The organism is Pseudomonas sp. KB_15 (genome assembly GCF_052114525.1).
Taxonomy (GTDB): domain Bacteria; phylum Pseudomonadota; class Gammaproteobacteria; order Pseudomonadales; family Pseudomonadaceae; genus Aquipseudomonas.
The window spans coordinates 443,958-466,235 of sequence record NZ_JBFREX010000001.1 but is presented as its reverse complement, the minus strand read 5'-3'; the positions used below and the strand labels follow the sequence as shown (position 1 = coordinate 466,235).

Genomic DNA, 22,278 nt, shown 5'->3' with positions numbered 1-22,278 from the left:
CGTCGGGATGATGGATTTGTGACCGAGGTGCCGGCGGTGATGGCTCAGCGCTGGGCCACCAGGTTTTCCGCGCCGCGCTCACGCACCCAGAACAGCGTCGCGCCCGCCACCGCTGCCGGCATCATCAGGATGTTGACCACCGGAATCAGCAACACCAGATAAACAATCCCGCCAAAACTCATGCTCTGCCAGCGCTTTTCGCGCAGCCAGCCAAGCATCTCGTTCCAGCCCAGCTTGTGGTTGTCCGCCGGGTAGTCGATGTACTGGATCGCCATCATCCACACCCCGAACAACAGCCACAGCGGCGCGGCGATGATGTTCACCACCGGGATGAACGAGAGGATGAACAGCCCGATCGCCCGGGGCAGAAAGTAGCCGAGCTTGCGCATTTCCCGGGCCAGGGTGCGCGGGATCATCGCAATCAGTTCGCCCCAGCTGAATGCCGGAAAGTCATCGGTGCCGCGCACCACCACTTCGACTTTCTCCGCGAGAAAGCCGTTGAATGGCGCGGCAATGACGTTGGCGAGCATGGTAAAGGTGAAAAACACCATCAGCACGACGAGCACCACGAACAGCGGCCAGAGTATGTAGCTGAGAAAACTCAGCCAGTCGGGCAGGGACGGCATCAGCGTATCGACCCACAGGCTGAATTGGTGGCCGGCCAGGTAAATCAATCCGACGAACAGCACCAGGTTGATTGCCAACGGCAACAGCACAAACAAACGCAGGCTTGGGCTCAATACCAGCTTGAGGCCTTCGCGCAGGTATTGCGGGCCGGACAGAACAGGGGCGGGCATAACGTGCTCCGAGCAGAGGGAAAACGCGCCGACCTTACCGGCTTTGCCTGACGGACGAAAGCGCGGTAGCGGCATCGACATTAACTGTAACAAAGGCGTCCTGAGAATCACGGTTACAGGATAGAGACCACCTATGAGCTGGATTGTTAAACCGTATTTCCTTAATCTTCGCCCCCTCGATACGCTGCACCCAATCTTTTTACAGGACGGTCGGGTTCAAGCCTTCCCCAAGTGCTTTCAACCGTTCTTTTTTATTCCCGCCGGCAATCCGGCGTTCCGCGCCAGGTGTTCCGGGCCGGTCAACAGGAGCAGGTCATGTCTGAAGTTCGTCATTCGCGAGTGATTATTCTCGGTTCCGGCCCTGCCGGTTACAGCGCAGCGGTCTATGCCGCCCGTGCCAACCTCAAGCCTCTGCTGATCACCGGCATGCAGGCCGGCGGTCAACTGACCACCACCACCGAAGTCGACAACTGGCCAGGCGACGTCCACGGCCTGACCGGCCCGGCGCTGATGGAGCGGATGCGCGAGCACGCCGAACGTTTTGAAACCGAGATCGTTTTCGATCACATCAATGCCGTCGACTTCGCCGCCAAGCCTTACACCCTGACCGGTGACAGTGCGACTTACACCTGCGACGCCCTGATCATCGCCACCGGCGCCAGCGCCCGTTACCTGGGCCTGCCATCGGAAGAAGCGTTCATGGGCAAAGGCGTCTCCGCCTGCGCAACCTGCGACGGTTTCTTCTATCGCAACAAGCCGGTGGCTGTGGTCGGCGGCGGCAACACCGCTGTCGAAGAAGCCCTGTACCTGGCCAACATCGCCAGCAAAGTCACGCTGATCCACCGTCGCGAAACCTTCCGCGCCGAGAAGATCCTGATCGACAAGCTGAACGCCCGTGTAGCCGAAGGCAAGATCGAGCTGAAGCTGAACGCGACCCTGGACGAAGTACTGGGCGACAACATGGGCGTGACTGGTGCCCGCCTGAAGAACAACGACGGCAGCTTCGACGAAGTGAAAGTCGACGGCGTGTTCATCGCCATCGGCCACACCCCGAACACTTCGCTGTTCGAAGGCCAGCTGACATTGAAAGACGGTTACCTGGTGGTGCAGGGCGGCCGTGACGGCAACGCCACTGCCACCAACCTCGAAGGTATCTTCGCTGCTGGTGACGTGGCTGACCACGTTTACCGCCAGGCCATCACCTCGGCCGGCGCTGGTTGCATGGCGGCACTGGATGCCGAGCGTTATCTCGACAATCTGCAGAACGCTTGATTCTGCTTTCGTCGAAATGAAAAAACCGGCTTCGGCCGGTTTTTTCATGCCCACGATTTAATGCTTGATAACACTCCGGTGTGGGAGCGGGCTTGCTCGCGAAGGCGGTGTGTCATTCAACATTGATGCTGGCTGATCCACCGCTGTCGCGAGCAAGCCCGCTCCCACAATTAATTGATGTCGCCCACAAATGTTGTGCTGGCCGCAAATCCCTTGTGGGATTTGCTTTCAAGCCAGTTTTGCCAGGCACGCTTCAAGAATATCCAGCCCTTCTTCCAGCACCGCAGCTTCGATGGTCAATGGCGCCAGCAGGCGGACGATATGACGAGATTTGCCGCTGGGCATCAGCAGCAGACCCGCGTCCCGCGCCAAGGCCAGCAGTTGGGTCAATTGAGCCGGCGCAGGCGAGCCATCGGCATTGATCAGCTCGATACCGCGCATCGCGCCGACACCGGTCAGGCGGCCCAGATACGGTGTCAGGTTGTTCGCGCGCCAGGTTGCATGGCGGCCGACAATCGCTTCTTCCTGTTGTGTGCCCCAGGCATGCAGGTTGGCATCGGTCATTTCATCCAGGGTTGCCAGTGCCGCTGCACAGGCGATGGGATTGCCGGAATAGGTGCCACCTAGTCCGCCCTTGGGCAGGTTATCCAGCAGCGCTTTGCGCCCGACCACCGCTCCCAGCGGCACGCCGCCGGCGATGCTTTTGCCGAGCAGGATCAGGTCCGGTTCGATGCCCAGCCGCGAGAACGCGAAGCGCTGGCCGGTACGGCCGAAACCGGACTGGATTTCATCGGCGATCAGCACGATGCCCTTGTCGTCGCAGAACTTGCGCAGCATCCGGGCGAACTCGACATCCATGGCCAGGAAGCCCGCTTCGCCCTGCACCGGTTCGACGATAAAGCAGGCGACGTCTTCGACATCAATCTCGACGCTGAACAGGCGCTCCATGGCTTTGAGGGCTTCGGCGCAGGTGACGCCGTTGTCCTGGCTGGGGAAGGGCAGGTGATACACCGGCCCCGGTAGCACGCCGACTTTCTGTTTGTACGGCGCGACTTTGCCATTGAGGTTGAGTGTGGCCAGTGTGCGGCCGTGGAATGCGCCGTCGAAGGCGATGACCGCGCTGCGGCCGGTGGCGCCACGGACGATCTTCAGGGCGTTCTCCGCCGCTTCCGCGCCGCTGTTGGTGAGCATGCCGCTGACCGGGTAACCCACCGGCATGAACGCGCTGAGGCGATCCATCAGTTCGAGGTAAGGCACATGGGGCGCAGCGTTGAACGCGTAGTGGGTCAGTCGGGTGGCTTGTTCGCGAATGGCCTCGACGATGCGCGGATGGCAATGGCCGAGGTTCAATACGCCGATGCCACCGACAAAGTCGATGTAGCGTTTGCCATCGGTGTCCCAGACCTCGGCATTCTTGCCGTGGCTGAGCGTGACAGGGTGAACGATGTTGATCGACTGGCTGATGGTTTCGCTGCGCATGAATGACCGGCTCGGAAGAAGGAGGACTTCTTTTTATCTAAGCCGGGAGCAGCAGTGACCGGCAAACGAAATAAAGTTGCCGGGTCAATCTTAAAAGTCAGGATGTGTTTCTGATCAGTTCCGCGGCGTGAATGCAGAACCTGTAGGAGCGAGCCTGCTCGCGATGGTGGTGAGCGATTACGCGTAAACCGGAGGCCCAGCAGTGCTCTTGGGTTTTTCGCGAGCAGGCTCGCTCCTACAATTTAAATCAGCGGCGGGTCAGTGGCTGTTGGCTGAATTTCACGCCGGCCAGACCGTGGGCCATCAACGCGCGGATATTGCCGTGGTCGCTGCCTTGCGGCGTTGCCAGCACCGAGCGGTAATGCTCGCCAAAAGCCAACAGGGCTTCTTCATCGCTCAAACCTTCGAGCAGCGCCAGACCCAGGGTCTTGCACGAACCTTCGTTCTGCCCGGCCGCGTTTTCCACGCCGCCATTGTTGAAGGCCTGAGGCAGATAGTCGTAACCGGCGGCGATGAAAGCCAGGGTATCGGCGAAGGCATGTTCGCCGGTCTCGAGGCTGGCGCGCAGGGTGTTCAAATCACTCATTGGGTTTTCCTTTGGCGAAAGCCGCTTGCTGGTCGGCGCTGGCTTCTTGCTGGTATTGGGCTTTCCATTCGGCGTACGGCATGCCGTAAACCACTTCGCGGGCTTCGTCGAGGCTGACCTCGATCTGGCGCTCGTCGGCCGCGGCCTTGTACCACTTGGACAGGCAGTTGCGGCAAAAACCCGAGAGGTTCATCAGGTCGATGTTCTGTACATCCTTGCGGCTGTCCAGATGGGCCACCAGCCGGCGAAAGGCGGCGGCTTCAAGTTCCAGGCGTTGTTGATCGGTCATGGGGGTCTCTGCGAGACAGCTTTGAGCGACAAGCTTCAAGCTGCAAGATGGATTGCGGTGGCTTCTAGCTTACCGCTTGAAGCTTGAAGCTTGAAGCTTAGCGGCTTGCCGCGAGTGTTATCGACACCGACTCGGCGAATCGCAGCGCGTGGGGCTTGTCGACTTCGACCTCGGCGTAGAGCACCGAGGCGTTGGCCATCACCAGGTCGAGAATCTCCTGGGTCAGGCGTTCGAGCAGCGCAAAGCGGTTGCCTTCCACATGGGCGATGATCGCCTTGGTGATCGTGCGGTAGTTCAATGCGTGGTCGATGTCGTTGTCACGCACCGCTTCCTGGGCCGCGTACAGAATGGTCAGGTTGATCAACACATCCTGCTTGTTGAGGATTTCATCCTCGTTGATGCCGATGAAGGTACGCAGGCACAGGTCTTTGACCCGGATGCGTGCCATGCCTGGCTGAAGTTGTGGCATTGCTACTTGCTCCGTCCAATCAATTGCAGGAACTCCTGGCGGGTGTTGCTCGACTCGCGGAAGGCACCGAGCATCACTGAGGTGTTCATGGTCGAATTCTGTTTCTCGACGCCGCGCATCATCATGCACATGTGCTGCGCCTCGATGACCACCGCGACGCCGGCCGCGCCGGTCACCTGTTGCACCGCGTCGGCGATTTGCCGGGTGAGGTTTTCCTGGATCTGCAGGCGCCGGGCGAACATGTCCACCAGCCGCGCAATCTTCGACAGGCCCAGCACCTTGCCGGTTGGAATATAAGCCACATGCGCCTTGCCGATGAAGGGCAGGATGTGGTGTTCGCAAAGCGAGTACAGCTCGATGTTGTCGACGATCACCATTTCATCGTTGTCGGAGGCGAACAGCGCGCCATTGACGATCTCTTCGACACTTTGCTCGTAACCATGGCAAAGGTACTGCATGGCTTTGGCTGCGCGCACCGGGGTGTCGAGCAGGCCTTCGCGGTCTGGATTTTCACCGAGGCCGATGAGGATCTCTCGATAATTCTGGGGCAGGGATAACGTCATGGAAAATCCTCGCGGGACACTTATTTGATGTGCCTTCCGCCGTTGACGGTCAGGGTGGTGCCAGTGACATAAGGGTTGTCGAGCAGATAGCGCAGGCTCTGGTAGATCACTTCGCAACCGGGCTCGATGCCCAGTGCGGATTTGGCCAGCACCTTGGCGCGGTAGGCCGCGTCGTCTTCAGGGTTGAACAGTAGCAGGGCCGGCGCGATCCCGTTGACCTTGATGGCCGGTGCGTACCTGGCGGCGAAGGACAGGGTCAGGCTGTCGAGCCCGGCTTTGCTGGCGCAATAGCCAATGTGCTTGCTGCTGCCCTTGCGGGTCACGTCATCGCTGATGTGCACGATGTCGGCAGGGCTCGAGCGTTGCAGCAGGTCGGCGCAATGCAGGTTGATCAGGTAGGGCGCCAGCATGTGCACGCTGAACATGCGGGTAAATGCTGCGGCGTTGGTGTCCGGTGTTTCGGCCAGCCATTCGGAGGCGTTGTGGACAATCGCCCGTAAACAGTCGGTATGGGTTTTCAGTTCGCTGATGAAGGCGAGGATTCCGGCCTCGGTGGAGAAGTCCGCGAACACCGCCGTCGCACCCAGATCGCGCAGGGTTTGTACGCCTGGCCGCTCGCTGCGGTAGCTGAAAATCACGCGATGGCCATCTTCCAGCAAGCGCCGGGCGCAGTGCAGGCCGACACGCTGGCCGGCGCCGGTAATGAGGATTGGAGCTGCGGAAGAGGTCATGAATGGCTCGCGTCGCGGTGAGAGCAAAACTATACCAGCGACGGCAGCGCTCTACCTATTATGCAAAACGGGCTTGCTCCCACAAAGGTTATCAGTGGTTTTGGGGGGTGGGTTCGGTGGGCAAACGGCGTACCGGCGTGCTGTTCAGCCAATTGGCCAGCAGGCGGGTCGACAGGGGAATGAAGAAATAGACCATCAGCGGCGTCAGGCACAGGGTACTGATGAACACGCGGGGCAGCAGCGCCATCTCGCTGAGCAGCGGCTCCAGCACAAAGTTGAACAACAGTGATACCGGAAAGAACGCCAGCCAGATTGCCACGGCCTGTTTCCAGCGCGGCGGGCGTTGATCGACGGTGCCGAACCAGCCCTCGATGCCGCTGACCCGATGTTCCGTCGGGTGGGCGAACAGGTCGCTGCCGCGTGCGAGCCAGGCACTGCGTGAGGCGGAGTGCTCCCAGGCGTGCAGGGTCTGCTCGTCGGCGAAGCGGAAGATAATCTGGAATTCGTCATCGCCTGGCGGCGGAGCGAGTACGCCGGAGCCGAGGTAGCCGGGAAAGTCGGTGGCCAGTTGTTCGCCTTCGCGCAGCCAGGCGATAAGATCCTGAAACCGACCATTGGCAACACGACGCGCGACCATCAGCGTGACGGGAGAGGTAGACATTGTGTATCTCCGTAAGACATTTGCGTCGCTCCGGATAGGAACTTCGCCAGGCACAGCGCCGGGGTGTCGGGCTGCGGCTTGAAACAAGCAAGGATTATTCCTGATTCTGCCGGCTTCGTCTTTGAGCGCTTTTCTTCGATTATGAACTTGAATCACGATGGGGCAGCGGAGTTAGAATGAGGTCCCATCTGCACATGGACGTACAACCTTAGATGCCTGTCATTACTGACGTAGCTTCAGGCGTACCGCAGGCAGTCTCCCTTGAACAGGAACAGCTCTTTCCGATTCGCGAGGTGGCGCGCCTGACAGGCGTCAACCCGGTCACGCTTCGAGCCTGGGAACGACGCTACGGCCTGATTGTTCCAATACGCACCGAAAGTGGGCATCGTCTGTACTCGATGTCCGATATCGAGCGTGTCCGCAAAATTCTCGGCTGGATCGAGCGTGGTGCTGCCGTCAGCAAGATCGGCAAGTTGCTGGCCAGGGCGGCACCGCTTCAAGCGCTGTCCCAGATCATTCCCAACGACCTCGTGCTGGCCGACTACGCGCAATGGCAACAGCAGATCCGGGTAGCCGTCAGCGCGTTTGACGACGTTCAGCTGGAGCAGGTGTACGGACAGGTTTTTTCCAGCTACTCCCTGGCGGTGGTGTTTCAAGACATTCTGCTCCCGGTATGGAGGCAATTGCTGCAACGCCAGGATCAATTCGGCGGGACCAGCGAATGGATATTCCTTGATGGATTCCTGCGTTCGCGGGTGTTGCAACGCCTGCTGTTGATGCGCGATTCCCGGCCACAGCGAGTGGTCATCGGTGCCCTGGCTGGCCATTGCCGGGAACTCGAATTACTGATCGCCGCGCTGTTCCTGGGCTGCCCGCAAACGAGGGTTCGAGTGCTGCCCATTGGTCAGCCGTTCGATGAGTTGACCCTGGTCTGTGAACGGATCAAACCCCAGGCGCTGGTGCTGTTTTCCAATCAGGTACCGGTGGCCGAATTGCCCCGGCGTTTAAATCGCCTGGCCTTAAGCCTCAATTGTCAGTTGTTGCTGGCGGGCGATGCTGCTGACCTGGCACAGGAGAGTCTGGCCGGCTCATCGATCGGTTGCCTGGGCAATGAAGGGGAGGTCATGAGCCAGCGTCTGAAGCAGTTCCTGGCGGGCAATCTGGATACTTGAGGTTCAGAGATGCAGCGCGGGATGCGTCAACCGATGCTGTTGCAGGATGAACTGGCGCAGACGCTCGGTTTCGTCCGTATCGCTCTGGCTCAGCTGATAGGCGTAGAAACCCTGTTCGTTTTCTTTCTCGAAAGTGCCACGCAAGGCAATCCGCTCATAGCCTGACGGGCTGAACCACAAGGCGAATTGCTTTGGCGGCTTGGTCTTGTTGCGAACCTCCAGCAAAACTCCTTTGCACGACACTTCGTGTACCCACAGGGTGCCGGGTTGACCCTTGGCGTTTTCCAGCGCTACCGGTTCTTCCAGTACCAGGCGCCAGGGCCTGACCATCGGCCCGTCTTCATAGATGCTCGGCACACCGAGACGCAAATGCAGCGCATGAAACTCGTCTTCCACCAGGTGCAGGGGGAAGGTCATTTGCTGGTTTTCGAAACTGGCTTGAATGGTGACCTGCTCATGGGCCGCCAGGCGGGTGAGCAGGTCACGGATTTGCGACCCACCATTGACGACCAGGCTCGACGTTGCGTCCCGCACATTGAGTTGCGGGTTGTGTTGCATGGTCTGGATGAAATCCAGCTCATCCTGGGTCAGGAGTGCGTCGCGTTGCATGGCCAACTCGAAAGATATAGTTACAAAGTCAGTGGTGATTCTAGTTACTGACCATTAATTCAGGGTTTGGTTTATGCCGTTCGTCGCTTTGAGCGCAGCAAGCTCGGACTGGAGTTCAGCCAACTGCCCCTCAAGCTGCGCCACACGCTGTTGCGCCTTGACCTGCACGGTGACGTCTTTCTGCACACCGATAAAATAGGTTTGCCCATCCGCCGGGTTTTTCACCGTTGAAAGGGACAGTTCATTCCAGAACGGTGTGCCGTCCTTGCGGTAGTTTCGCAATATTTCCCGGCAGGATCCTTCACTGTTCAGGGCGTCGCGAATCAACGGCAAGGCTTCCTGGTCGCGGTCCCCCGACTGCAGGAAGCGGCAATCCTGATAGAGGATTTCTTCGCTGGAGTACCCCGTCAGGCGTTCGAACGCGGGGTTGACGTAAATGAGGATTTTGTCTTGATCGCCTTCCTTTTCGGCAATCACGATACCGTCATTGGAGGCGTTGATCACCATTTGCAGCAGTTGTGCATTAATCATCGGAGTATCCTTTCCTGATTGATTGTCGATTGCATTCTAAAAGAACAATCACGACCGTGCTGTTAATATCCGGGTCTTTTACTCGGATTCAGGATCAGATAGATGAAAGTCGCCATCATTTCCGGCTCGGTGTACGGCACGGCCGAAGAAGTTGCCCGCCACGCCGCCAGCCTGTTGAACGCCGCCGGTTTCGAAACCTGGCACAACCCGCGTGCGACCCTCGCCGATGTCCAGGCGTTTGGCCCTGAAGCCTTTCTGGCGGTGACGTCGACCACCGGCATGGGCGAGTTGCCGGACAACCTGCAGCCTCTGTATTCGACCATTCGTGACCAATTGCCAGCGGCCTGGCGCGGTTTGCCAGGTGCGGTGATCGGTTTGGGCGATGCGAGCTATGGCGATACTTTTTGTGGCGGCGGCGAGCAGATGCGCGAATTGTTCGGTGAACTGGGCATTCGCGAAGTACTGCCGATGCTGCGCCTGGATGCCAGCGAAACCGTGACCCCCGAGACGGACGCCGAGCCTTGGCTGGCGGACCTGATCAGCGCACTGCGCGCCTGACCGTTACCCCGCCACCCATGCCAGCCAGGGTTCTGCCAGTGCGGTAAAACCTGCCTGTCAGACCCTTGCCGTCGCCGGTCATTTGACATGGATCCAAGGCGGCAGGGCGGCTGACTCGCTGGGCCATAAAGCTGGCTGCCAATGCAACTACACGAACCTCAAGGGCTGACTAGACTCGGTAATCATTGGAAACACTCCATCATAAAAACACCGAGGCTCCTTGCCGTGACTGTCGCTCCCGTCCAATCGCCACATAGTGTCCAAGACCAGGTCAGTGCCGCCGAGTGGCAGACCCGCGTCGATCTGGCGGCCTGTTATCGCCTGGTCGCTCAACAGGGTTGGGATGACCTGATCTTCACCCATATCTCCGCCAAGGTGCCCGGCACCGAAGATTTCCTGATCAACCCGTTCGGGTTGATGTTTCACGAAATTACCGCGTCAAGCCTGGTCAAGGTGGATCAGGCCGGCAACAAGCTGATGGACAGTCCTTACGAGATCAATCCGGCGGGCTACACCATCCACAGCGCCGTGCATGAAGTCCGTCACGATGTCGTTTGCGTGCTCCACACCCACACGGCCTCGGGGGTTGCGGTGTCGGCGCAGAAGCAGGGTGTTTTACCGATCAGCCAGCAGTCGTTGTTCGTGCTTTCCAGCCTGGCCTACCATGCCTACGAAGGCGTGGCGCTCAACCATGAGGAGAAAGTGCGGCTGCAAGCCGACCTCGGTGAAAACAATTTTCTGATGCTGCATAACCACGGTCTGCTGACTTGCGGCAGCACCATCGCCGATACGTTCCTGATGATGTTTACCTTTCAGCGTGCCTGCGACATTCAGGTCATGGCGCAGAACGGTGCCGCTGAACTGATCACCATCGATCCGCAGATTCTCGCCGGCGCCAAAGCCATGATCGCGGGTGTCACCCGAAGTGCTCAAGGCATGGGCGGAGCGCTGGCCTGGCCGGCGTTGCTGCGCAAACTCGATAAGCTGGATCCGGGTTATAAACTCTGATGGTGCTCGCCGAGATCCCCCTGTGTGTCTGGCGCAAACGCAGCCAGACGTTCGAGTTCCATGGCCAGAGCATCCGTTACTGGACAGCAGGGCAGGGTGAGCCGCTGTTGCTCATTCATGGCTTTCCGTCTGCCAGTTGGGACTGGCATTACCTGTGGCAGCCATTGACCCAGCGTTTTCGCGTGATCGCTTGCGACATGCTGGGCTTCGGCGATTCGGCCAAACCGACAAATCATGAGTACAGCCTGCTGGAGCAAGCGGATCTGCAACAGGCATTGCTTGAGCACCTGAATGTCGAGCAGCCGGTGCACCTGTTCGCCCACGATTACGGCGACAGCGTGGCCCAGGAACTGCTGGCCCGGCATTACGAGTCGCGGGTGAAGCTGGCCAGTTGCGTGTTTCTCAACGGCGGGTTGTTTCCGGAAACCCATCGCCCGGTACTGATGCAAAAACTCTTGCTCAGCCCTTTGGGCTGGATGATTGGCCGCGCCTTCAGCCGCGATGGCCTGGTGAGAAGCTTTCGGCAGATTTTCGGTCCGCAAACCCGTCCCAGTGAAAGCCAGATGGATGATTTCTGGAGTCTGGTGGAAAGCCATCGCGGGCCACGGATCATGCATAAATTGATTGCCTACATCCCGGAGCGACGCGTCTGGCGCAACCGCTGGGTGAGCGCGATGCAACGCGGTGAAGTGCCGCTGCGGGTGATCGATGGCGGGGTCGATCCGATCTCCGGCGTGCACATGGTCGAGCGTTACCGGGAGCTGATCCCGGAGGCGGACACGGTCGTATTGCCGGACATCGGCCACTACCCGCAAATCGAGGCTCCCTGCGAGGTGCTCAAGCACTACCTGGCGTTTCGCGATCAACTGCTTTCCCCGCCGCGCAAAGTCGCCTGCTCCTGAACCCTGTAGGAGCGAGCTTGCTCCCGCAGAACCCTTAACTGAACCGTGTTCCCCTCGCCACAGGATTTGTGTCCATTTCCCTATCAATCATCCCCCAGCCTTATTGCGCACCATTCAGCCTACCCCGTATTCATTGTGACCCGCTGCGCCGTGCCTGAAACTCGGACTCATAGTCCCTTGGCCTGCTGGAGTCCCCCATGAATGAGTCTGTGCGCTTCGAAGATAAAGTCGTGATCATCACCGGTGCCGGTGGCGGCCTGGGACGGGCGCATGCACTGCTGTTCGCCAAACAGGGCGCCAAGGTGCTGGTCAACGATCTGGGCGGTTCGACCCAGGGCGAAGGCGCCAACGCTTCGGCCGCTGACCGCGTGGTAGCGGACATTCGCGAGGCCGGCGGCATCGCCGAGGCCAACCACGACTCGGTCACTGACGGTGACAAACTGGTCCAGCACGCCCTGGACGTCTTCGGTCGCGTCGACGTGGTGGTCAACAACGCCGGGATCCTGCGTGACAAGACCTTCCACAAAATGGATGACGCCGACTGGGACCTGGTTTACCGCGTCCATGTCGAAGGTGCCTACAAAGTCACCCGCGCCGCCTGGCCGCACATGCGCGAGCAAAACTACGGCCGGGTGATCTTCACCGCGTCGACCTCGGGCATCTATGGCAACTTCGGCCAGTCCAACTACGGCATGGCCAAGCTCGGTCTCTATGGCCTGACCCGTACCCTGGCCATCGAAGGCCGCAAGAACAACATCCTGGTCAACGCCATCGCCCCTACCGGCGGCACGCGCATGACCGAAGGCCTGATCCCGCCGCAAGTCTTCGAACAGCTCAAGCCGGAACTGGTCAGCCCGCTGGTGGTGTACCTGGCCAGTGAGAACTGCCAGGAAACCTCCGGTCTGTTTGAAGTCGGCGGCGGCTGGATGGGCAAGGTCCGCTGGGAGCGCAGTCTCGGTGCCGGGTTCGATCCACGGGCGGGATTCTCCCCGGAAGACGTGTCCGCGCACTGGCAACAGATTTGCGACTTCGAAGGCGCGGCGCATCCGAAAGACAACATCGAAGCGCTGAAGGAAATGATGGGGAATTTGCAGAGGTATACGCTCTGATAGCGCTGGCAAGGTCGCATTGACTGACCTTGCCGGTTGTTGCATTTTTCGGCCGGGAGCCGTTTGCTACCGATCAGCCGGGAAAGTATTTGACTACCAGTGCCTTCAGATTGGCGGCTGTTTGCGCGTCCATTTTTCCATCGAAGTTTTCCGGGCGAAAATGCATCTGGAATGCCCGCGCCAACTGTTGGAAACCGCCTTCCGTTGACGCGCCCGACACATCATATCCATAGGATTTGAACAACCCCAGCAATTCACTTCGGGCTGGTACGCCCGATGTGTTGTATTGGCACAGATACTCGTCCCGAGTGGTTGCATCGAACCAGGCGCCGACGCCTTTCAAGTACAGCGCCTGCCAGGGAAACATCGGCCCCGGGTCACTTTTGCGGCCGATTGAAACATCGGAGTGGCCCAAAACCTGGGTCGGAGTGATATCCGGGTAGCGCTTGAGGATGTTCAACGCCAGTTGTTCAATCGCGGCAATCTGCTCGGGGTGATAGGGCGGGAAGGTGAATTCGCCTTTGTTGTCAGTCGCCAGGTTGACGATTTCAATGCCGATAGACGTGTCATTCAGATTGCTGCGGTTACCCCACTGACTGACACCCGCGTGCCACGCGCGATGGGTTTCATCCACCAGGTTGAAAGTTTCCTGCCCGGTATAACCGGCTTTCAGGTAACCGGGATCAGTGATATCCGGAATCAGATAGTGCGCGCTGACATTCGGGCCGGTCAGGGCACTGACAGAACTTGAAAAGTTAGCGGCCGTGTAGTGAAGAACCAGAAAGCGTATTCGGCTGTTGAAGCTTCTGGCTGAGCGATACTGGTTGTAGTTGATGGGCTTCATGGTTGCACTCGCAATAAGTAAGTTTGAAGTCGGGCAACGATAAAAGTCGTTCGCCGACTTGCTGTTCAACTTAATGGCTGGAGTGCTTGTGATGTTTACCTATGCTTGTAGTCGTTTTCTGAAAGGAATGTAGGCATGCGTGGTTTTTCCTGGTCGCGGTCATTCATCAAAAAACATCGCCCATAAAAAAGGTTCTTCACGCAATCCCGGGAAACTGTAGGAGCAGCCGTCGACGCTCGATTGCTGGCGATGGACTCAAGCGCGCCGCGCTTATCCGGTTCGTACGCGTTATCGTTAACGACCATCGCTGACAAGCCAGCTCCTACAAGTGACCATGCCCACGCTGAAACTGTAGGAGCCAGCCTTGCTGGCGATGGACTCAAGTACGCCGCGTTTATCCGGTTCACACGCGTTATCGTTAACGTCCATCGCTGGCAAGCCAGCTCCTGCACGGGAACGTGCCCACGCTGAAACTGTAGGAGCAGCCGGTCGACGCTCGATTGCTGGCGATGGACTCAAGCGCGCCGCGTTTATCCGGTTAACAAGCGTTATCGTTAACGACCATCGCTGGCAAGCCAGCTCCAGCAAGTGACCATGCCCACGCTGAAACTGTAGGAGACAGCCTTGCTGGCGATGGACTCAAGTACGCCGCGTTTATCCGGTTCACACGCGTTATCGTTAACGTCCATCGCTGGCAAGCCAGCTCCTGCACGGGACCGTGCCCACGCTGAAAATGAGGCCCATAAAAAAGGCCGCTGCAAACGCAGCGGCCAAGGTAAGACGTTGGATCAGGAGCTACAAATCAACGTCAGTGAGCGCGGGGCGATGAACCGAATCCTCAATTCATCTGAAATCTTTCAGTCACGGCGCAGGCAAGTACATCGTGCCTTGCGGCGGTTTACCGTGGCAGCCAGGCAAGAGTAAGCCCTTAGTGTCGCAGGAAAAATACCAATTACGGACATGCACTGTTGCAGCCCCGGCAACAGTCAGGAATCGGGTGCTCGTCCGGGTGATGACCCTGTGCCAGTCATCCTTAAGAGGTACACCACGAATACCTCCTTGGTGCGCTTATCGACCCCGATGCCCGGCAGTAGGGTGAGGCCTTCTGTCACTCACCGGGGAAGACGCATGACAAAAACAACAATGCGCGCCATCTTCAAACCGCAGGCGCTGGCGGCTGCGGTTGCATTAGGCTGCTGTGCCCAGGCACAGGCCATTTCGTTCAACATCGGGGAAATCGAGGGGACATTCGATTCCTCGCTGTCGGTCGGCGCGAGCTGGGGCATGCGTGATGCGGATAACGACCTGGTGGGCATCGTCAATGGCGGTTCCGGCCAGTCTTCGACCGGTGACGACGGGCGACTGAACTTCAAGAAGGGCGAAACCTTTTCGAAGATCTTCAAGGGGATTCATGACCTCGAACTGAAGTACGGCGACACCGGTGTGTTCGTGCGTGGCAAGTACTGGTACGACTTCGAGTTGAAGGATGAAGACCGCGAGTTCAAGCCCATCAGCGATCACAACCGCAAAGAGGGCGCCAAGTCCTCAGGCGGGCAAATCCTCGACGCCTTTGTCTATCACAACTATTCCATCGCCGATCTGCCCGGTACGGTCCGTGCCGGCAAGCAGGTGGTCAGTTGGGGTGAGAGCACCTTCATCGGCAACTCGATCAACAGCATCAATCCGGTCGACGTGTCCGCGTTCCGTCGCCCAGGAGCCGAGATCAAGGAGGGCCTGATCCCGGTCAACATGCTGTTCGCCTCCCAGGGCCTGACGGAGAAGTTGACCGTGGAGGGCTTCTATCAACTGGAATGGGACCAGACGGTCGTCGATAACTGCGGCACCTTCTTTGGTGTCGATGTAGTGGCGGATGGCTGCAACAAGGGCTACACCGTCGCCAGCCCGGCCATTGCACCGTTGCAGCCGATTGCTGCAGCCTTTGGCCAGGGCTTCGAGGTCAGCAAAGAGGGCGTGATCGTTCCCCGTGGCGGCGACCGTGATGCCCGGGACTCCGGACAGTGGGGTACGGCGTTGCGCTGGCTGGGGGACGACACCGAGTACGGCCTGTACTTCCTGAACTATCACAGCCGCAGCCCCAACGTCGGGACCACCACCGCCGGGCTCAGTACGCTGGCAAGCATTCCGGGAATCGTCGCCACCGCCAACCGAATCGCCCCCGGCAGCGGTTCAGGCCTGGCCCAAAGTGTGATGCTCGGTCGCGGCCAGTATTACCTCGAGTACCCGGAGGACATCCGCCTCTACGGCGCCAGCTTTTCCACCACCTTGTCTACCGGCACCGCGTGGAACGGGGAAATCAGCTACCGCCCCAACCTCCCGGTGCAGGTCAACACCAATGACCTGACCCTGGCCATGCTCAATCCGATTGCAGGCGGCGCAGCATCGCCCATCGCCACGTCACCGGGGGCTGACAACAAAGGTTATCGCCGCAAGGAAGTGACGCAGATCCAGAGCACCCTGACGCACTTCATCGATCAGGTCGCGGGTGCGGATCGCCTGACCCTGGTGGGCGAGGCGGCGGTGGTTCGGGTCGGTGGTCTGGAAGCACGTACCAAACTGCGCTACGGCCGCGACTCGGTGTATGGCCAGTATGGTTTCGGCGGCAATACCGACGGGTTCGTGACCTCGACTTCATGGGGTTATCGCGGCCGGGCCATCCTCGACTACAACAACCTCATCGCCGGCATCAACGTCAGGCCCAACCTCTCGTGGTCCCACGATGTCTCCGGCTTTGGCCCCAACGGTCTGTTCAACGAAGGCGCCAAGGCCGTCAGCCTCGGTGTCGATGCGGACTATCGCAACACCTACACCGCGAGCCTCAGTTACACCGACTTTTTCGGTGGGGACTTCAACGTCCTCACCGACCGTGACTTCGTGGCGTTGAGCTTTGGCGTGAATTTCTGATCTGGCTGAAAAGGATGATTTCAATGCGCAAGATGATTCTGCAATTAGGCGCGCTGACCCTCGGGTTGCTGACCGCCAACGTGATGGCTGCAGTGCCGCCGGAAGAGGCCAACAAACTCGGCACCAGTCTTACACCACTCGGTGCCGAGAAGGCCGGCAATGCCGATGGCTCGATTCCAGCCTGGACCGGCGGCATCCCGAAAAATGCTGGCGCGGTGGACAGCAAAGGTTTCCTGGCTGACCCGTTCGCCAACGAAAAGCCGTTGTTCGTGATCACCGCAGCGACCGTCGACAAGTACAAGGACAAGCTCTCCGACGGCCAGATCGCGATGTTCAAGCGCTATCCCGAGACTTACAAAATTCCGGTCTATCCCAGCCACCGCACCGTGGCGTTACCGGCCGAGATATATGAGTCGGCCAAACGCAGCGCACTGAACGTAACACCGATCAACGACGGTAACGGTCTGGCCAACTTCACCGGCAATCGCTACTACGCGTTCCCGATTCCAAAGAATGGCGTGGAAGTGATCTGGAACCATGTCACTCGTTACCACGGCGGCAATCTGCGCCGCACCATTACCCAGGCGACACCGCAGTCCAATGGCGATTTCACCGTGATCCGCTTCAAGGACGAAGTCGCCGTGCCGTCGTTGCTCGGTGATCTGAAGCCGGGCAGTGACGATAACGTCCTCAACTACTTCAAGCAGGAAGTGACTGCGCCGGCGCGGCTGGCGGGCAACGTGTTGCTGGTTCACGAGACCCTCGACCAGGTCAAGGAACCGCGCAAGGCCTGGATCTACAACGCTGGCCAGCGTCGAGTACGGCGTGCGCCACAGGTCGCTTATGACGGCGTCGGCACCTCATCCGACGGCCTGCGCACCACCGACAACTTCGACATGTTTTCCGGCGCACCGGATCGCTACGACTGGAAACTGATCGGCAAAAAGGAGATGTACATCCCCTACAACAGCTACAAGCTCGACTCGCCAGACCTCAAGTACACCGATGTGATCAAGGCCGGGCACATCAATCAGGACCTGACGCGCTATGAATTGCACCGGGTCTGGGAAGTCGTCGCCACGGTCAAGCCGAGCGAGCGGCACGTGTATGCCAAGCGCCACATGTACATCGATGAAGACAGCTGGCAAGTGGCGCTGGCCGACCACTACGACGGGCGTGGCCAGCTCTGGCGCGTCGCCGAAGGGCATGCCCAGTTCTACTACGATCACCAGGTGCCGGCCTACACCGTCGAAGCGCTGTATGACCTGATTGCCGGTCGCTATATCGCCCTGGGGATGAAGAACGAAGAGAAGCGCAGCTTCGAATTCAACATCGATGCAAAAGCCGGGGACTACACACCAGCGGCTTTACGTAGCACGGGGGTCAGGTAGGTTTCCTACAGGCTCTTACACAAAAGGGTGACTTCACGGTCACCTTTTTTATAGGTGTCGATCAGTGTGTTGAATACTTCTTCAACAAGCGCTCGGGAGGGGTCTAGGGTGGCGCCAGAATTATAAAAAAGGCGCACCACTATGACTGCAATGACGCACTGCCTGGACCGCCCTGGCTTCCTGCCCCGTCTGTCGTCCCATCATCTGTCCCGCGAGCGGCTGATTGAGCCCATGCTGGTCTCGACTGCACGGGTGAAGCTGCTTTGCGCACCGGCCGGTAGTGGCAAGAGCGCGTTGCTCACCGAATGCCTGTTGAGGGCACCGGAGCGCTCTCGGGTCTGTTGGCTGCCGCTGGCGGGGGAGTCGTTGAGTGCAGCCGATTTTCTGTTGCGCCTGACGCAAGCGTTGGGTCTGCCCTCGGCGGATGAGCCGGAGCTGCTGGCGCATCTGGCGCTATTGCAGACGCCGACCTGGCTGTTTCTCGATGATTATTGCCGCGCACCCAACCCGGAGCTCGACCGGATGCTCGATCGCCTGTTGGCCGTTGCCAGTCCGGCGCTGACCTGGTGGTTGGGCTCCCGGCGACGACCACCCTGCAACTGGCCACGGCTGCTGCTGGATGATGAGTTGTACGAGTGCGAAGGCCGGGCACTGGCGTTCACCGAGGCTGAAGTCGTGCAGTTGCTCGCTCATGTCGAGCCGACCCTGGCGGCACAAACCGCCAAAAGGGTGGTTGAGCGCAGCGGTGGCTGGTGTGCTGGCGTGCGGATCGCGTTACTCAATGGTTGTCCGTGGTCGGGTGAGCAGGGGCGTTCGGCGACGCTGCTCGATTATCTGCAACACGAATTGTTCAATACCTTGCCGTCGGAGTTGGTTGAAGTCTGGCAGGTGTTGGTTCATCTGCCGCGCTTCAACGCCAGCTTGTGCGAGCATCTTTTCGGTACGGGTGAGGGTGCGCAGTGGCTGCACGCGTTGCAGGAAATGGGTTGCTTCATTGAACCCTGGGAAGACTCCGTCGAATGGTTGCGGATCTTCGAGCCACTGGCCCGGGCGATGCGTGAAGAGCCGAGCCCGGCCGGGCGATCCTGGCATCGCCGCGCCTGCCAATGGTTCAGCGCCAAAGAGGACTGGCAGGGGGCGTTCGAGCAGGCGCTGTTGGCGCAGGAGCTCGAAGTGGCGGTCAGTCTGTTGCAGCACTTCAGCCTCGAACATTTGTTCCGGCGCGAAAATGTCTGCCTGTTGTTGAAGCTCCACGAGCGCCAACATGCTGAGCTGACCCTCGTTACGCCGCAATTGGTGGGACTGGTTAGCGCGGCATTGCTATTTGCCGGACGTTTCGATCATGCCGCCGCGTGCATCGAGCAACTGGCACGATTTGCCCCGCAGCCTACGCAGGCGCTGCAACGGCAACTGCTGGCACGCTGGCAGGCGCAACAGGGCTGGTTGCTGCATTTGCAAGGCCGCATGGAGGCGGCCCGCGCGCACTTTCTCGATGCGCTGGCCGAGTTGAGCGTCGACGCCTGGCCGACGCGATTGTTGTGCCTGTCGGGGCTGACCCAACAGGCATTGCTCAACGCCGAACTCGATGCGGCGCAGACGTTCAATCGTGAGGCGCTGTGTCTGGCGCGCGCCCAAGGCTCGCTATTGTTCGAAGGGCTGCTTGAACTCGATCACGCGCAGTTGCTGGAGATGCGCGGAGCGCCCCGACGCGCCGAGAGCTTGTTGGCTGATATTTTTGCCCTGTTGTCTCGAGAGGCTGATCGACCGACGCCGCTATTGGGGCGAATTGCCCTGCGGCGAGGACGGTTGGCCCTTTGTCAGGGACAAGATGAGCTGGCCGCCGGTTTCTTCCAGTCCGGCCTGGAGGACTGCCTGCAAAGCCAGGACAAGCACGCACTGTATGGCTTTCTCGGGCAAGCGCAGATGGCCGCCAACCAGCGCGATTACGCCCTTGCGTTTGATCGTCTGCGCGAGGCCGAGCGCGTGATGCAGCAGCGGCAGATTCCCGATACGGTTTATCGCGGCGTACTGCTGCAAACAAGCAGTCATTTCTGGCTGCAACAAGGGCGCCCGGAGTTGGCCCGGGAAGCGCTGACCCGAGTCTTGCGTCATTATCGCGGAGCCCATGCACGCCAGGCACCACCCGCCACGCTGCAACTGATTGCGCGTATCGAATACCAGTTGGTGTTGGCCGAAACTCAACTTCAATTGGCGCAATGTCCATTGGATCGTCTCAAGGCGTTACTCAAGCATGCGCAACAACAGGCCATGCCGGCGCTGGAAACGGAGTTGCAATTGGCAATCTGCGAAGTGGCGCACCTGACGGGTGAGACGGGCATGGCTCATGCAGCGCTGGAGGCCGGCCAGGCATTGGTGAAGCGTTGTCAGGGGCAACAGGCATTGCGTGATTTGAATTTGCGCCAGCCGAGTCTGATCTGTCGTCTACAGGGAACGGCGCCAGTGGTCGATATGGGCACCGATGTCAGTTTGCTGAGCGGGCGAGAGCTTGAAGTACTGGACCTGATTGCACAAGGCAACTCCAATCAGCAAATCGCCGAGCGACTGTTCATTTCGTTGCATACGGTGAAAACCCATGCCCGGCGCATTCACAGCAAGTTGGGTGTGGAACGACGCACACAGGCAGTTGCCATGGCGAAGAAGTTGGGGTTGATAATGCAGGTTTGGTAATGGTTGATTTTAAATTTTGAAATGAATTAAAACATACGGTTGCGTGCATAAATAACCGTGTTGATTAATATGATAGTCGGCGCTGATAAGTAAGCAATTTGTTGCATTGTCAGCACATTGGTCGACAGTTCGAGCAGGATGCTCGGCTCTTTAACGTGACAGGAAGTCTGTATGAGTGACAGTTTTTTTTCTAACAGTAAGATTTTGCTATTGAAGCGTATCCGTGCGGATTTCGCCGTCGAGGTGCTGTTGGCTGAACGCCTGGGGAAACTCGGAATCAACCCGCACAAGACCTATCTGAATACGCTGGTTGATATTATTGGCACTGACGTCAGCGAATCCAGGACGTTATTCGATGAGACACTGGAGTGGGTTGAGAAAGAGACACTGCCTGATTATGTCCAGGGTATCAATGGGGTTTTCAATCGGCAGTATTCATTCAAGCCGGAACATAGGGTTAAAGGGCTGGACCTGATAGAGTTTGAACGGCTTATAATTGATATCGTCCGTTGGTTAATCGATGCGCCCTCAATCAATCTTTCAAAACGCTCGATCAAGGTATCTGGCATCGAGGAGGTCCATGCTGCGTTGAAGTATCGGCTCCCGGAAGTCAATATCGATAACCTGTACTTGACCAGTTTTGTCACGCAAGCGGACGGGCGAAAGATAATTCAATCCCGAAGCCTGGCCGAAGATATCTTTGCTCATTTCCAACAGAATGAAATTCCTTACTATCACGGCGAAGGCGTTGGTGTTTATTCGGTCGCCTACAGTTCCCGGGAATTTCATTTGCATCCGCAACTCACGATCAAGGACATCAGTGACCTAGTGATCGATATTGCTCCGCAGTTCCTGATCTGATACGGAAGGACTTTCGTAGCCCATCCGCCAACTGATGGCCCGTGTCGCAGCCAGTAATCGCTGCGCCGCCGGGCCATTTTCGTCGGCATGAAACAGCGACGTCGGCCCCACCACCGTCAGCACTGCCGCAATCTTGCCCATCGCGTTGAACACCGGCGCCGACAAGGCATCCACACCGGGCATCAACAATCCATGCACATGATGCAGGCCCCGTTGCCGGATCTGCTCGCACATCGTCGTGTACGCCTGCTGATCGGCCAAGGCGTGGGCGGTGCTGCTCAGCAATTCCTGATCGCGCAGGTCCACGGTTTCACGCGCAGGCAGGTAAGCGCCGAAGACCAGTCCGGTGGAGGAGCTGAGCAGCGGCAACACCGAGCCCAGTTGTGTCACCACCGTCACCGCACGCACCGCCGGTTCTATATGCACCACGGTCGCGCCCTGATTGCCCCACACCGCCAGAAAACAGGTTTCGTTCAAGTCATCGCGCAATTCAGCCAGGGGCAGGGCGGCGACTTTCAGCACGTCCATACTGTTGAGTGCCGCCAGGCCGACGCGCAGGGCTTCGCGACCAAGGCCGTAATGGTTGGTCGCGGCGTTCTGTTCGGCGAATCCGCTGGCGATCAAGGCCTGCAAATAGCGATGAACCTTGCTCGCCGGCATCTGCACGTGTTCGGCCAGGCGCGACAGCGAAGTCGAAGGCGACAACTCGGCCAGAGCCTTGAGGATGTCGGTGCCAACCTCGGCCGAGCGGACTTTCTGTTTACCGTTGTTGTCGCTGGTTTTTTCCATGGTGGCTGGGATCCCGGGACGAATGGGCGTCTTTATAGCTTGACGGT

At 58.9% G+C, this 22,278-nt stretch carries 24 protein-coding genes; 10 read left to right on the top strand and 14 right to left on the bottom strand.

Features of this window, described 5'->3' with window-relative positions:
* Window positions 1-44: 44 nt before the first annotated feature.
* A complete protein-coding gene (gene cysZ, locus AB4Z35_RS02080; RefSeq protein WP_008000581.1) occupies window positions 45-797 on the bottom strand; it encodes a sulfate transporter CysZ in 753 nt (250 codons plus the stop codon).
* A gap of 315 nt (window positions 798-1,112) precedes the next feature.
* Here cysZ and trxB point away from each other — a divergent pair, with 315 nt between their 5' ends.
* Window positions 1,113-2,069: a thioredoxin-disulfide reductase gene (gene trxB / locus AB4Z35_RS02075; protein ID WP_007970300.1), complete on the top strand. Its 957-nt coding sequence runs from the start codon at window positions 1,113-1,115 to the stop codon at window positions 2,067-2,069.
* Window positions 2,070-2,297: 228 nt separating this feature from the next.
* Here the strand turns inward: trxB and AB4Z35_RS02070 are convergent, their stop codons facing one another.
* From AB4Z35_RS02070 to AB4Z35_RS02040, 7 genes are all read right to left on the bottom strand, one after another.
* Window positions 2,298-3,548: a 2-aminoadipate transaminase gene (locus AB4Z35_RS02070; RefSeq protein WP_442095859.1), complete on the bottom strand. Its 1,251-nt coding sequence runs from the start codon at window positions 3,546-3,548 to the stop codon at window positions 2,298-2,300.
* 247 nt (window positions 3,549-3,795) lie between these two features.
* Entirely contained in the window at window positions 3,796-4,134 is a 339-nt protein-coding gene (locus tag AB4Z35_RS02065) for a HopJ type III effector protein (protein ID WP_442095858.1), read from the bottom strand.
* Entirely contained in the window at window positions 4,127-4,423 is a 297-nt protein-coding gene (locus AB4Z35_RS02060; protein WP_008000589.1) for a DUF1244 domain-containing protein, read from the bottom strand. Before AB4Z35_RS02060 ends, AB4Z35_RS02065 begins: the two co-directional genes overlap by 8 nt.
* A gap of 97 nt (window positions 4,424-4,520) precedes the next feature.
* Window positions 4,521-4,892 (bottom strand): dihydroneopterin triphosphate 2'-epimerase, encoded by a 372-nt coding sequence (gene folX, locus AB4Z35_RS02055; RefSeq protein WP_007970304.1) that lies wholly within the window; start codon window positions 4,890-4,892, stop codon window positions 4,521-4,523.
* Between the two features lie 2 nt (window positions 4,893-4,894).
* Complete coding sequence (gene folE / locus AB4Z35_RS02050; protein WP_204929223.1) at window positions 4,895-5,455, bottom strand: GTP cyclohydrolase I FolE; 561 nt, start codon at window positions 5,453-5,455, stop codon at window positions 4,895-4,897.
* A 20-nt stretch (window positions 5,456-5,475) separates the two neighbouring features.
* Window positions 5,476-6,186 carry a dihydromonapterin reductase gene (gene folM / locus AB4Z35_RS02045; RefSeq protein WP_442095857.1) on the bottom strand — a complete coding sequence of 237 codons (711 nt, stop codon included), beginning with the start codon at window positions 6,184-6,186 and terminating at the stop codon, window positions 5,476-5,478.
* Between the two features lie 91 nt (window positions 6,187-6,277).
* Window positions 6,278-6,847 carry an antibiotic biosynthesis monooxygenase gene (locus AB4Z35_RS02040; protein ID WP_442095856.1) on the bottom strand — a complete coding sequence of 190 codons (570 nt, stop codon included), beginning with the start codon at window positions 6,845-6,847 and terminating at the stop codon, window positions 6,278-6,280.
* 212 nt (window positions 6,848-7,059) lie between these two features.
* On the opposite strand from AB4Z35_RS02040, the gene AB4Z35_RS02035 reads away from it, so the two are divergent.
* Window positions 7,060-8,019, top strand: coding sequence for a MerR family transcriptional regulator (locus AB4Z35_RS02035; RefSeq protein ID WP_442095855.1), 960 nt, complete (start codon window positions 7,060-7,062; stop codon window positions 8,017-8,019).
* Between the two features lie 3 nt (window positions 8,020-8,022).
* On the opposite strand, the gene AB4Z35_RS02030 is transcribed toward AB4Z35_RS02035, so the two are convergent.
* Both AB4Z35_RS02030 and AB4Z35_RS02025 read right to left on the bottom strand, forming a co-directional pair.
* Entirely contained in the window at window positions 8,023-8,628 is a 606-nt protein-coding gene (locus tag AB4Z35_RS02030) for a hypothetical protein (RefSeq protein WP_108229113.1), read from the bottom strand.
* A 54-nt stretch (window positions 8,629-8,682) separates the two neighbouring features.
* A complete protein-coding gene (locus AB4Z35_RS02025; RefSeq protein ID WP_442095854.1) occupies window positions 8,683-9,159 on the bottom strand; it encodes a PAS domain-containing protein in 477 nt (158 codons plus the stop codon).
* Between the two features lie 102 nt (window positions 9,160-9,261).
* Here AB4Z35_RS02025 and AB4Z35_RS02020 point away from each other — a divergent pair, with 102 nt between their 5' ends.
* The 4 genes from AB4Z35_RS02020 to AB4Z35_RS02005 all read left to right on the top strand — a co-directional run bounded on the left by AB4Z35_RS02020 (window position 9,262) and on the right by AB4Z35_RS02005 (window position 12,736).
* Entirely contained in the window at window positions 9,262-9,717 is a 456-nt protein-coding gene (locus AB4Z35_RS02020; RefSeq protein WP_442095853.1) for a flavodoxin, read from the top strand.
* Between the two features lie 225 nt (window positions 9,718-9,942).
* Window positions 9,943-10,725 carry a class II aldolase/adducin family protein gene (locus AB4Z35_RS02015; protein WP_442095852.1) on the top strand — a complete coding sequence of 261 codons (783 nt, stop codon included), beginning with the start codon at window positions 9,943-9,945 and terminating at the stop codon, window positions 10,723-10,725.
* On the top strand, window positions 10,725-11,627 hold the full coding sequence (locus tag AB4Z35_RS02010; RefSeq protein WP_442095851.1) for an alpha/beta fold hydrolase: 903 nt from the start codon (window positions 10,725-10,727) through the stop codon (window positions 11,625-11,627). The genes AB4Z35_RS02015 and AB4Z35_RS02010 overlap by 1 nt, the downstream gene beginning before the upstream one ends.
* Window positions 11,628-11,824: 197 nt before the next feature.
* Complete coding sequence (locus AB4Z35_RS02005; RefSeq protein ID WP_442095850.1) at window positions 11,825-12,736, top strand: SDR family oxidoreductase; 912 nt, start codon at window positions 11,825-11,827, stop codon at window positions 12,734-12,736.
* A gap of 73 nt (window positions 12,737-12,809) precedes the next feature.
* On the opposite strand, the gene AB4Z35_RS02000 is transcribed toward AB4Z35_RS02005, so the two are convergent.
* The 3 genes from AB4Z35_RS02000 to AB4Z35_RS01990 form a co-directional block, all read right to left on the bottom strand.
* Window positions 12,810-13,580: an N-acetylmuramoyl-L-alanine amidase gene (locus AB4Z35_RS02000; protein ID WP_442095910.1), complete on the bottom strand. Its 771-nt coding sequence runs from the start codon at window positions 13,578-13,580 to the stop codon at window positions 12,810-12,812.
* 294 nt (window positions 13,581-13,874) lie between these two features.
* Window positions 13,875-14,009: a hypothetical protein gene (locus AB4Z35_RS01995; protein WP_442095849.1), complete on the bottom strand. Its 135-nt coding sequence runs from the start codon at window positions 14,007-14,009 to the stop codon at window positions 13,875-13,877.
* A gap of 125 nt (window positions 14,010-14,134) precedes the next feature.
* The gene (locus tag AB4Z35_RS01990) at window positions 14,135-14,269 is read right to left on the bottom strand and encodes a hypothetical protein (RefSeq protein ID WP_442095848.1); all 135 of its coding nucleotides are present in this window, start codon (window positions 14,267-14,269) and stop codon (window positions 14,135-14,137) included.
* 439 nt (window positions 14,270-14,708) lie between these two features.
* Here AB4Z35_RS01990 and AB4Z35_RS01985 point away from each other — a divergent pair, with 439 nt between their 5' ends.
* The 4 genes from AB4Z35_RS01985 to AB4Z35_RS01970 all read left to right on the top strand — a co-directional run bounded on the left by AB4Z35_RS01985 (window position 14,709) and on the right by AB4Z35_RS01970 (window position 21,442).
* A complete protein-coding gene (locus tag AB4Z35_RS01985; RefSeq protein WP_442095847.1) occupies window positions 14,709-16,502 on the top strand; it encodes a DUF1302 domain-containing protein in 1,794 nt (597 codons plus the stop codon).
* A 23-nt stretch (window positions 16,503-16,525) separates the two neighbouring features.
* Complete coding sequence (locus AB4Z35_RS01980; protein WP_442095846.1) at window positions 16,526-17,893, top strand: DUF1329 domain-containing protein; 1,368 nt, start codon at window positions 16,526-16,528, stop codon at window positions 17,891-17,893.
* A gap of 141 nt (window positions 17,894-18,034) precedes the next feature.
* The gene (locus tag AB4Z35_RS01975; protein ID WP_442095845.1) at window positions 18,035-20,581 is read left to right on the top strand and encodes a LuxR C-terminal-related transcriptional regulator; all 2,547 of its coding nucleotides are present in this window, start codon (window positions 18,035-18,037) and stop codon (window positions 20,579-20,581) included.
* Between the two features lie 171 nt (window positions 20,582-20,752).
* The gene (locus AB4Z35_RS01970) at window positions 20,753-21,442 is read left to right on the top strand and encodes a hypothetical protein (RefSeq protein WP_442095844.1); all 690 of its coding nucleotides are present in this window, start codon (window positions 20,753-20,755) and stop codon (window positions 21,440-21,442) included.
* Here the strand turns inward: AB4Z35_RS01970 and AB4Z35_RS01965 are convergent.
* Window positions 21,407-22,231, bottom strand: coding sequence for an IclR family transcriptional regulator (locus AB4Z35_RS01965; protein WP_442095843.1), 825 nt, complete (start codon window positions 22,229-22,231; stop codon window positions 21,407-21,409). The genes AB4Z35_RS01970 and AB4Z35_RS01965 overlap by 36 nt on opposite strands.
* Window positions 22,232-22,278: the final 47 nt, after the last annotated feature.

What these genes read in the sequence shown, in the direction of transcription:
- AB4Z35_RS01990 (WP_442095848.1), bottom strand. Translation starts at nt 14,269, where the DNA reads ATGGACGTTAACGATAACGCGTGTGAACCGGATAAACGCGGCGTACTT.
- AB4Z35_RS02060 (WP_008000589.1), bottom strand. Translation starts at nt 4,423, where the DNA reads ATGACCGATCAACAACGCCTGGAACTTGAAGCCGCCGCCTTTCGCCGG.
- AB4Z35_RS02030 (WP_108229113.1), bottom strand. Translation starts at nt 8,628, where the DNA reads ATGCAACGCGACGCACTCCTGACCCAGGATGAGCTGGATTTCATCCAG.
- AB4Z35_RS02070 (WP_442095859.1), bottom strand. Translation starts at nt 3,548, where the DNA reads ATGCGCAGCGAAACCATCAGCCAGTCGATCAACATCGTTCACCCTGTC.
- AB4Z35_RS01965 (WP_442095843.1), bottom strand. Translation starts at nt 22,231, where the DNA reads ATGGAAAAAACCAGCGACAACAACGGTAAACAGAAAGTCCGCTCGGCC.
- AB4Z35_RS01975 (WP_442095845.1), top strand. Translation starts at nt 18,035, where the DNA reads ATGACTGCAATGACGCACTGCCTGGACCGCCCTGGCTTCCTGCCCCGT.
- AB4Z35_RS01970 (WP_442095844.1), top strand. Translation starts at nt 20,753, where the DNA reads ATGAGTGACAGTTTTTTTTCTAACAGTAAGATTTTGCTATTGAAGCGT.
- cysZ (WP_008000581.1), bottom strand. Translation starts at nt 797, where the DNA reads ATGCCCGCCCCTGTTCTGTCCGGCCCGCAATACCTGCGCGAAGGCCTC.
- AB4Z35_RS01985 (WP_442095847.1), top strand. Translation starts at nt 14,709, where the DNA reads ATGACAAAAACAACAATGCGCGCCATCTTCAAACCGCAGGCGCTGGCG.
- folX (WP_007970304.1), bottom strand. Translation starts at nt 4,892, where the DNA reads ATGCCACAACTTCAGCCAGGCATGGCACGCATCCGGGTCAAAGACCTG.
- AB4Z35_RS02020 (WP_442095853.1), top strand. Translation starts at nt 9,262, where the DNA reads ATGAAAGTCGCCATCATTTCCGGCTCGGTGTACGGCACGGCCGAAGAA.
- folM (WP_442095857.1), bottom strand. Translation starts at nt 6,186, where the DNA reads ATGACCTCTTCCGCAGCTCCAATCCTCATTACCGGCGCCGGCCAGCGT.
- AB4Z35_RS01995 (WP_442095849.1), bottom strand. Translation starts at nt 14,009, where the DNA reads ATGGACGTTAACGATAACGCGTGTGAACCGGATAAACGCGGCGTACTT.
- trxB (WP_007970300.1), top strand. Translation starts at nt 1,113, where the DNA reads ATGTCTGAAGTTCGTCATTCGCGAGTGATTATTCTCGGTTCCGGCCCT.
- AB4Z35_RS01980 (WP_442095846.1), top strand. Translation starts at nt 16,526, where the DNA reads ATGCGCAAGATGATTCTGCAATTAGGCGCGCTGACCCTCGGGTTGCTG.
- AB4Z35_RS02040 (WP_442095856.1), bottom strand. Translation starts at nt 6,847, where the DNA reads ATGTCTACCTCTCCCGTCACGCTGATGGTCGCGCGTCGTGTTGCCAAT.
- AB4Z35_RS02035 (WP_442095855.1), top strand. Translation starts at nt 7,060, where the DNA reads ATGCCTGTCATTACTGACGTAGCTTCAGGCGTACCGCAGGCAGTCTCC.
- folE (WP_204929223.1), bottom strand. Translation starts at nt 5,455, where the DNA reads ATGACGTTATCCCTGCCCCAGAATTATCGAGAGATCCTCATCGGCCTC.
- AB4Z35_RS02000 (WP_442095910.1), bottom strand. Translation starts at nt 13,580, where the DNA reads ATGAAGCCCATCAACTACAACCAGTATCGCTCAGCCAGAAGCTTCAAC.
- AB4Z35_RS02005 (WP_442095850.1), top strand. Translation starts at nt 11,825, where the DNA reads ATGAATGAGTCTGTGCGCTTCGAAGATAAAGTCGTGATCATCACCGGT.
- AB4Z35_RS02025 (WP_442095854.1), bottom strand. Translation starts at nt 9,159, where the DNA reads ATGATTAATGCACAACTGCTGCAAATGGTGATCAACGCCTCCAATGAC.
- AB4Z35_RS02010 (WP_442095851.1), top strand. Translation starts at nt 10,725, where the DNA reads ATGGTGCTCGCCGAGATCCCCCTGTGTGTCTGGCGCAAACGCAGCCAG.
- AB4Z35_RS02065 (WP_442095858.1), bottom strand. Translation starts at nt 4,134, where the DNA reads ATGAGTGATTTGAACACCCTGCGCGCCAGCCTCGAGACCGGCGAACAT.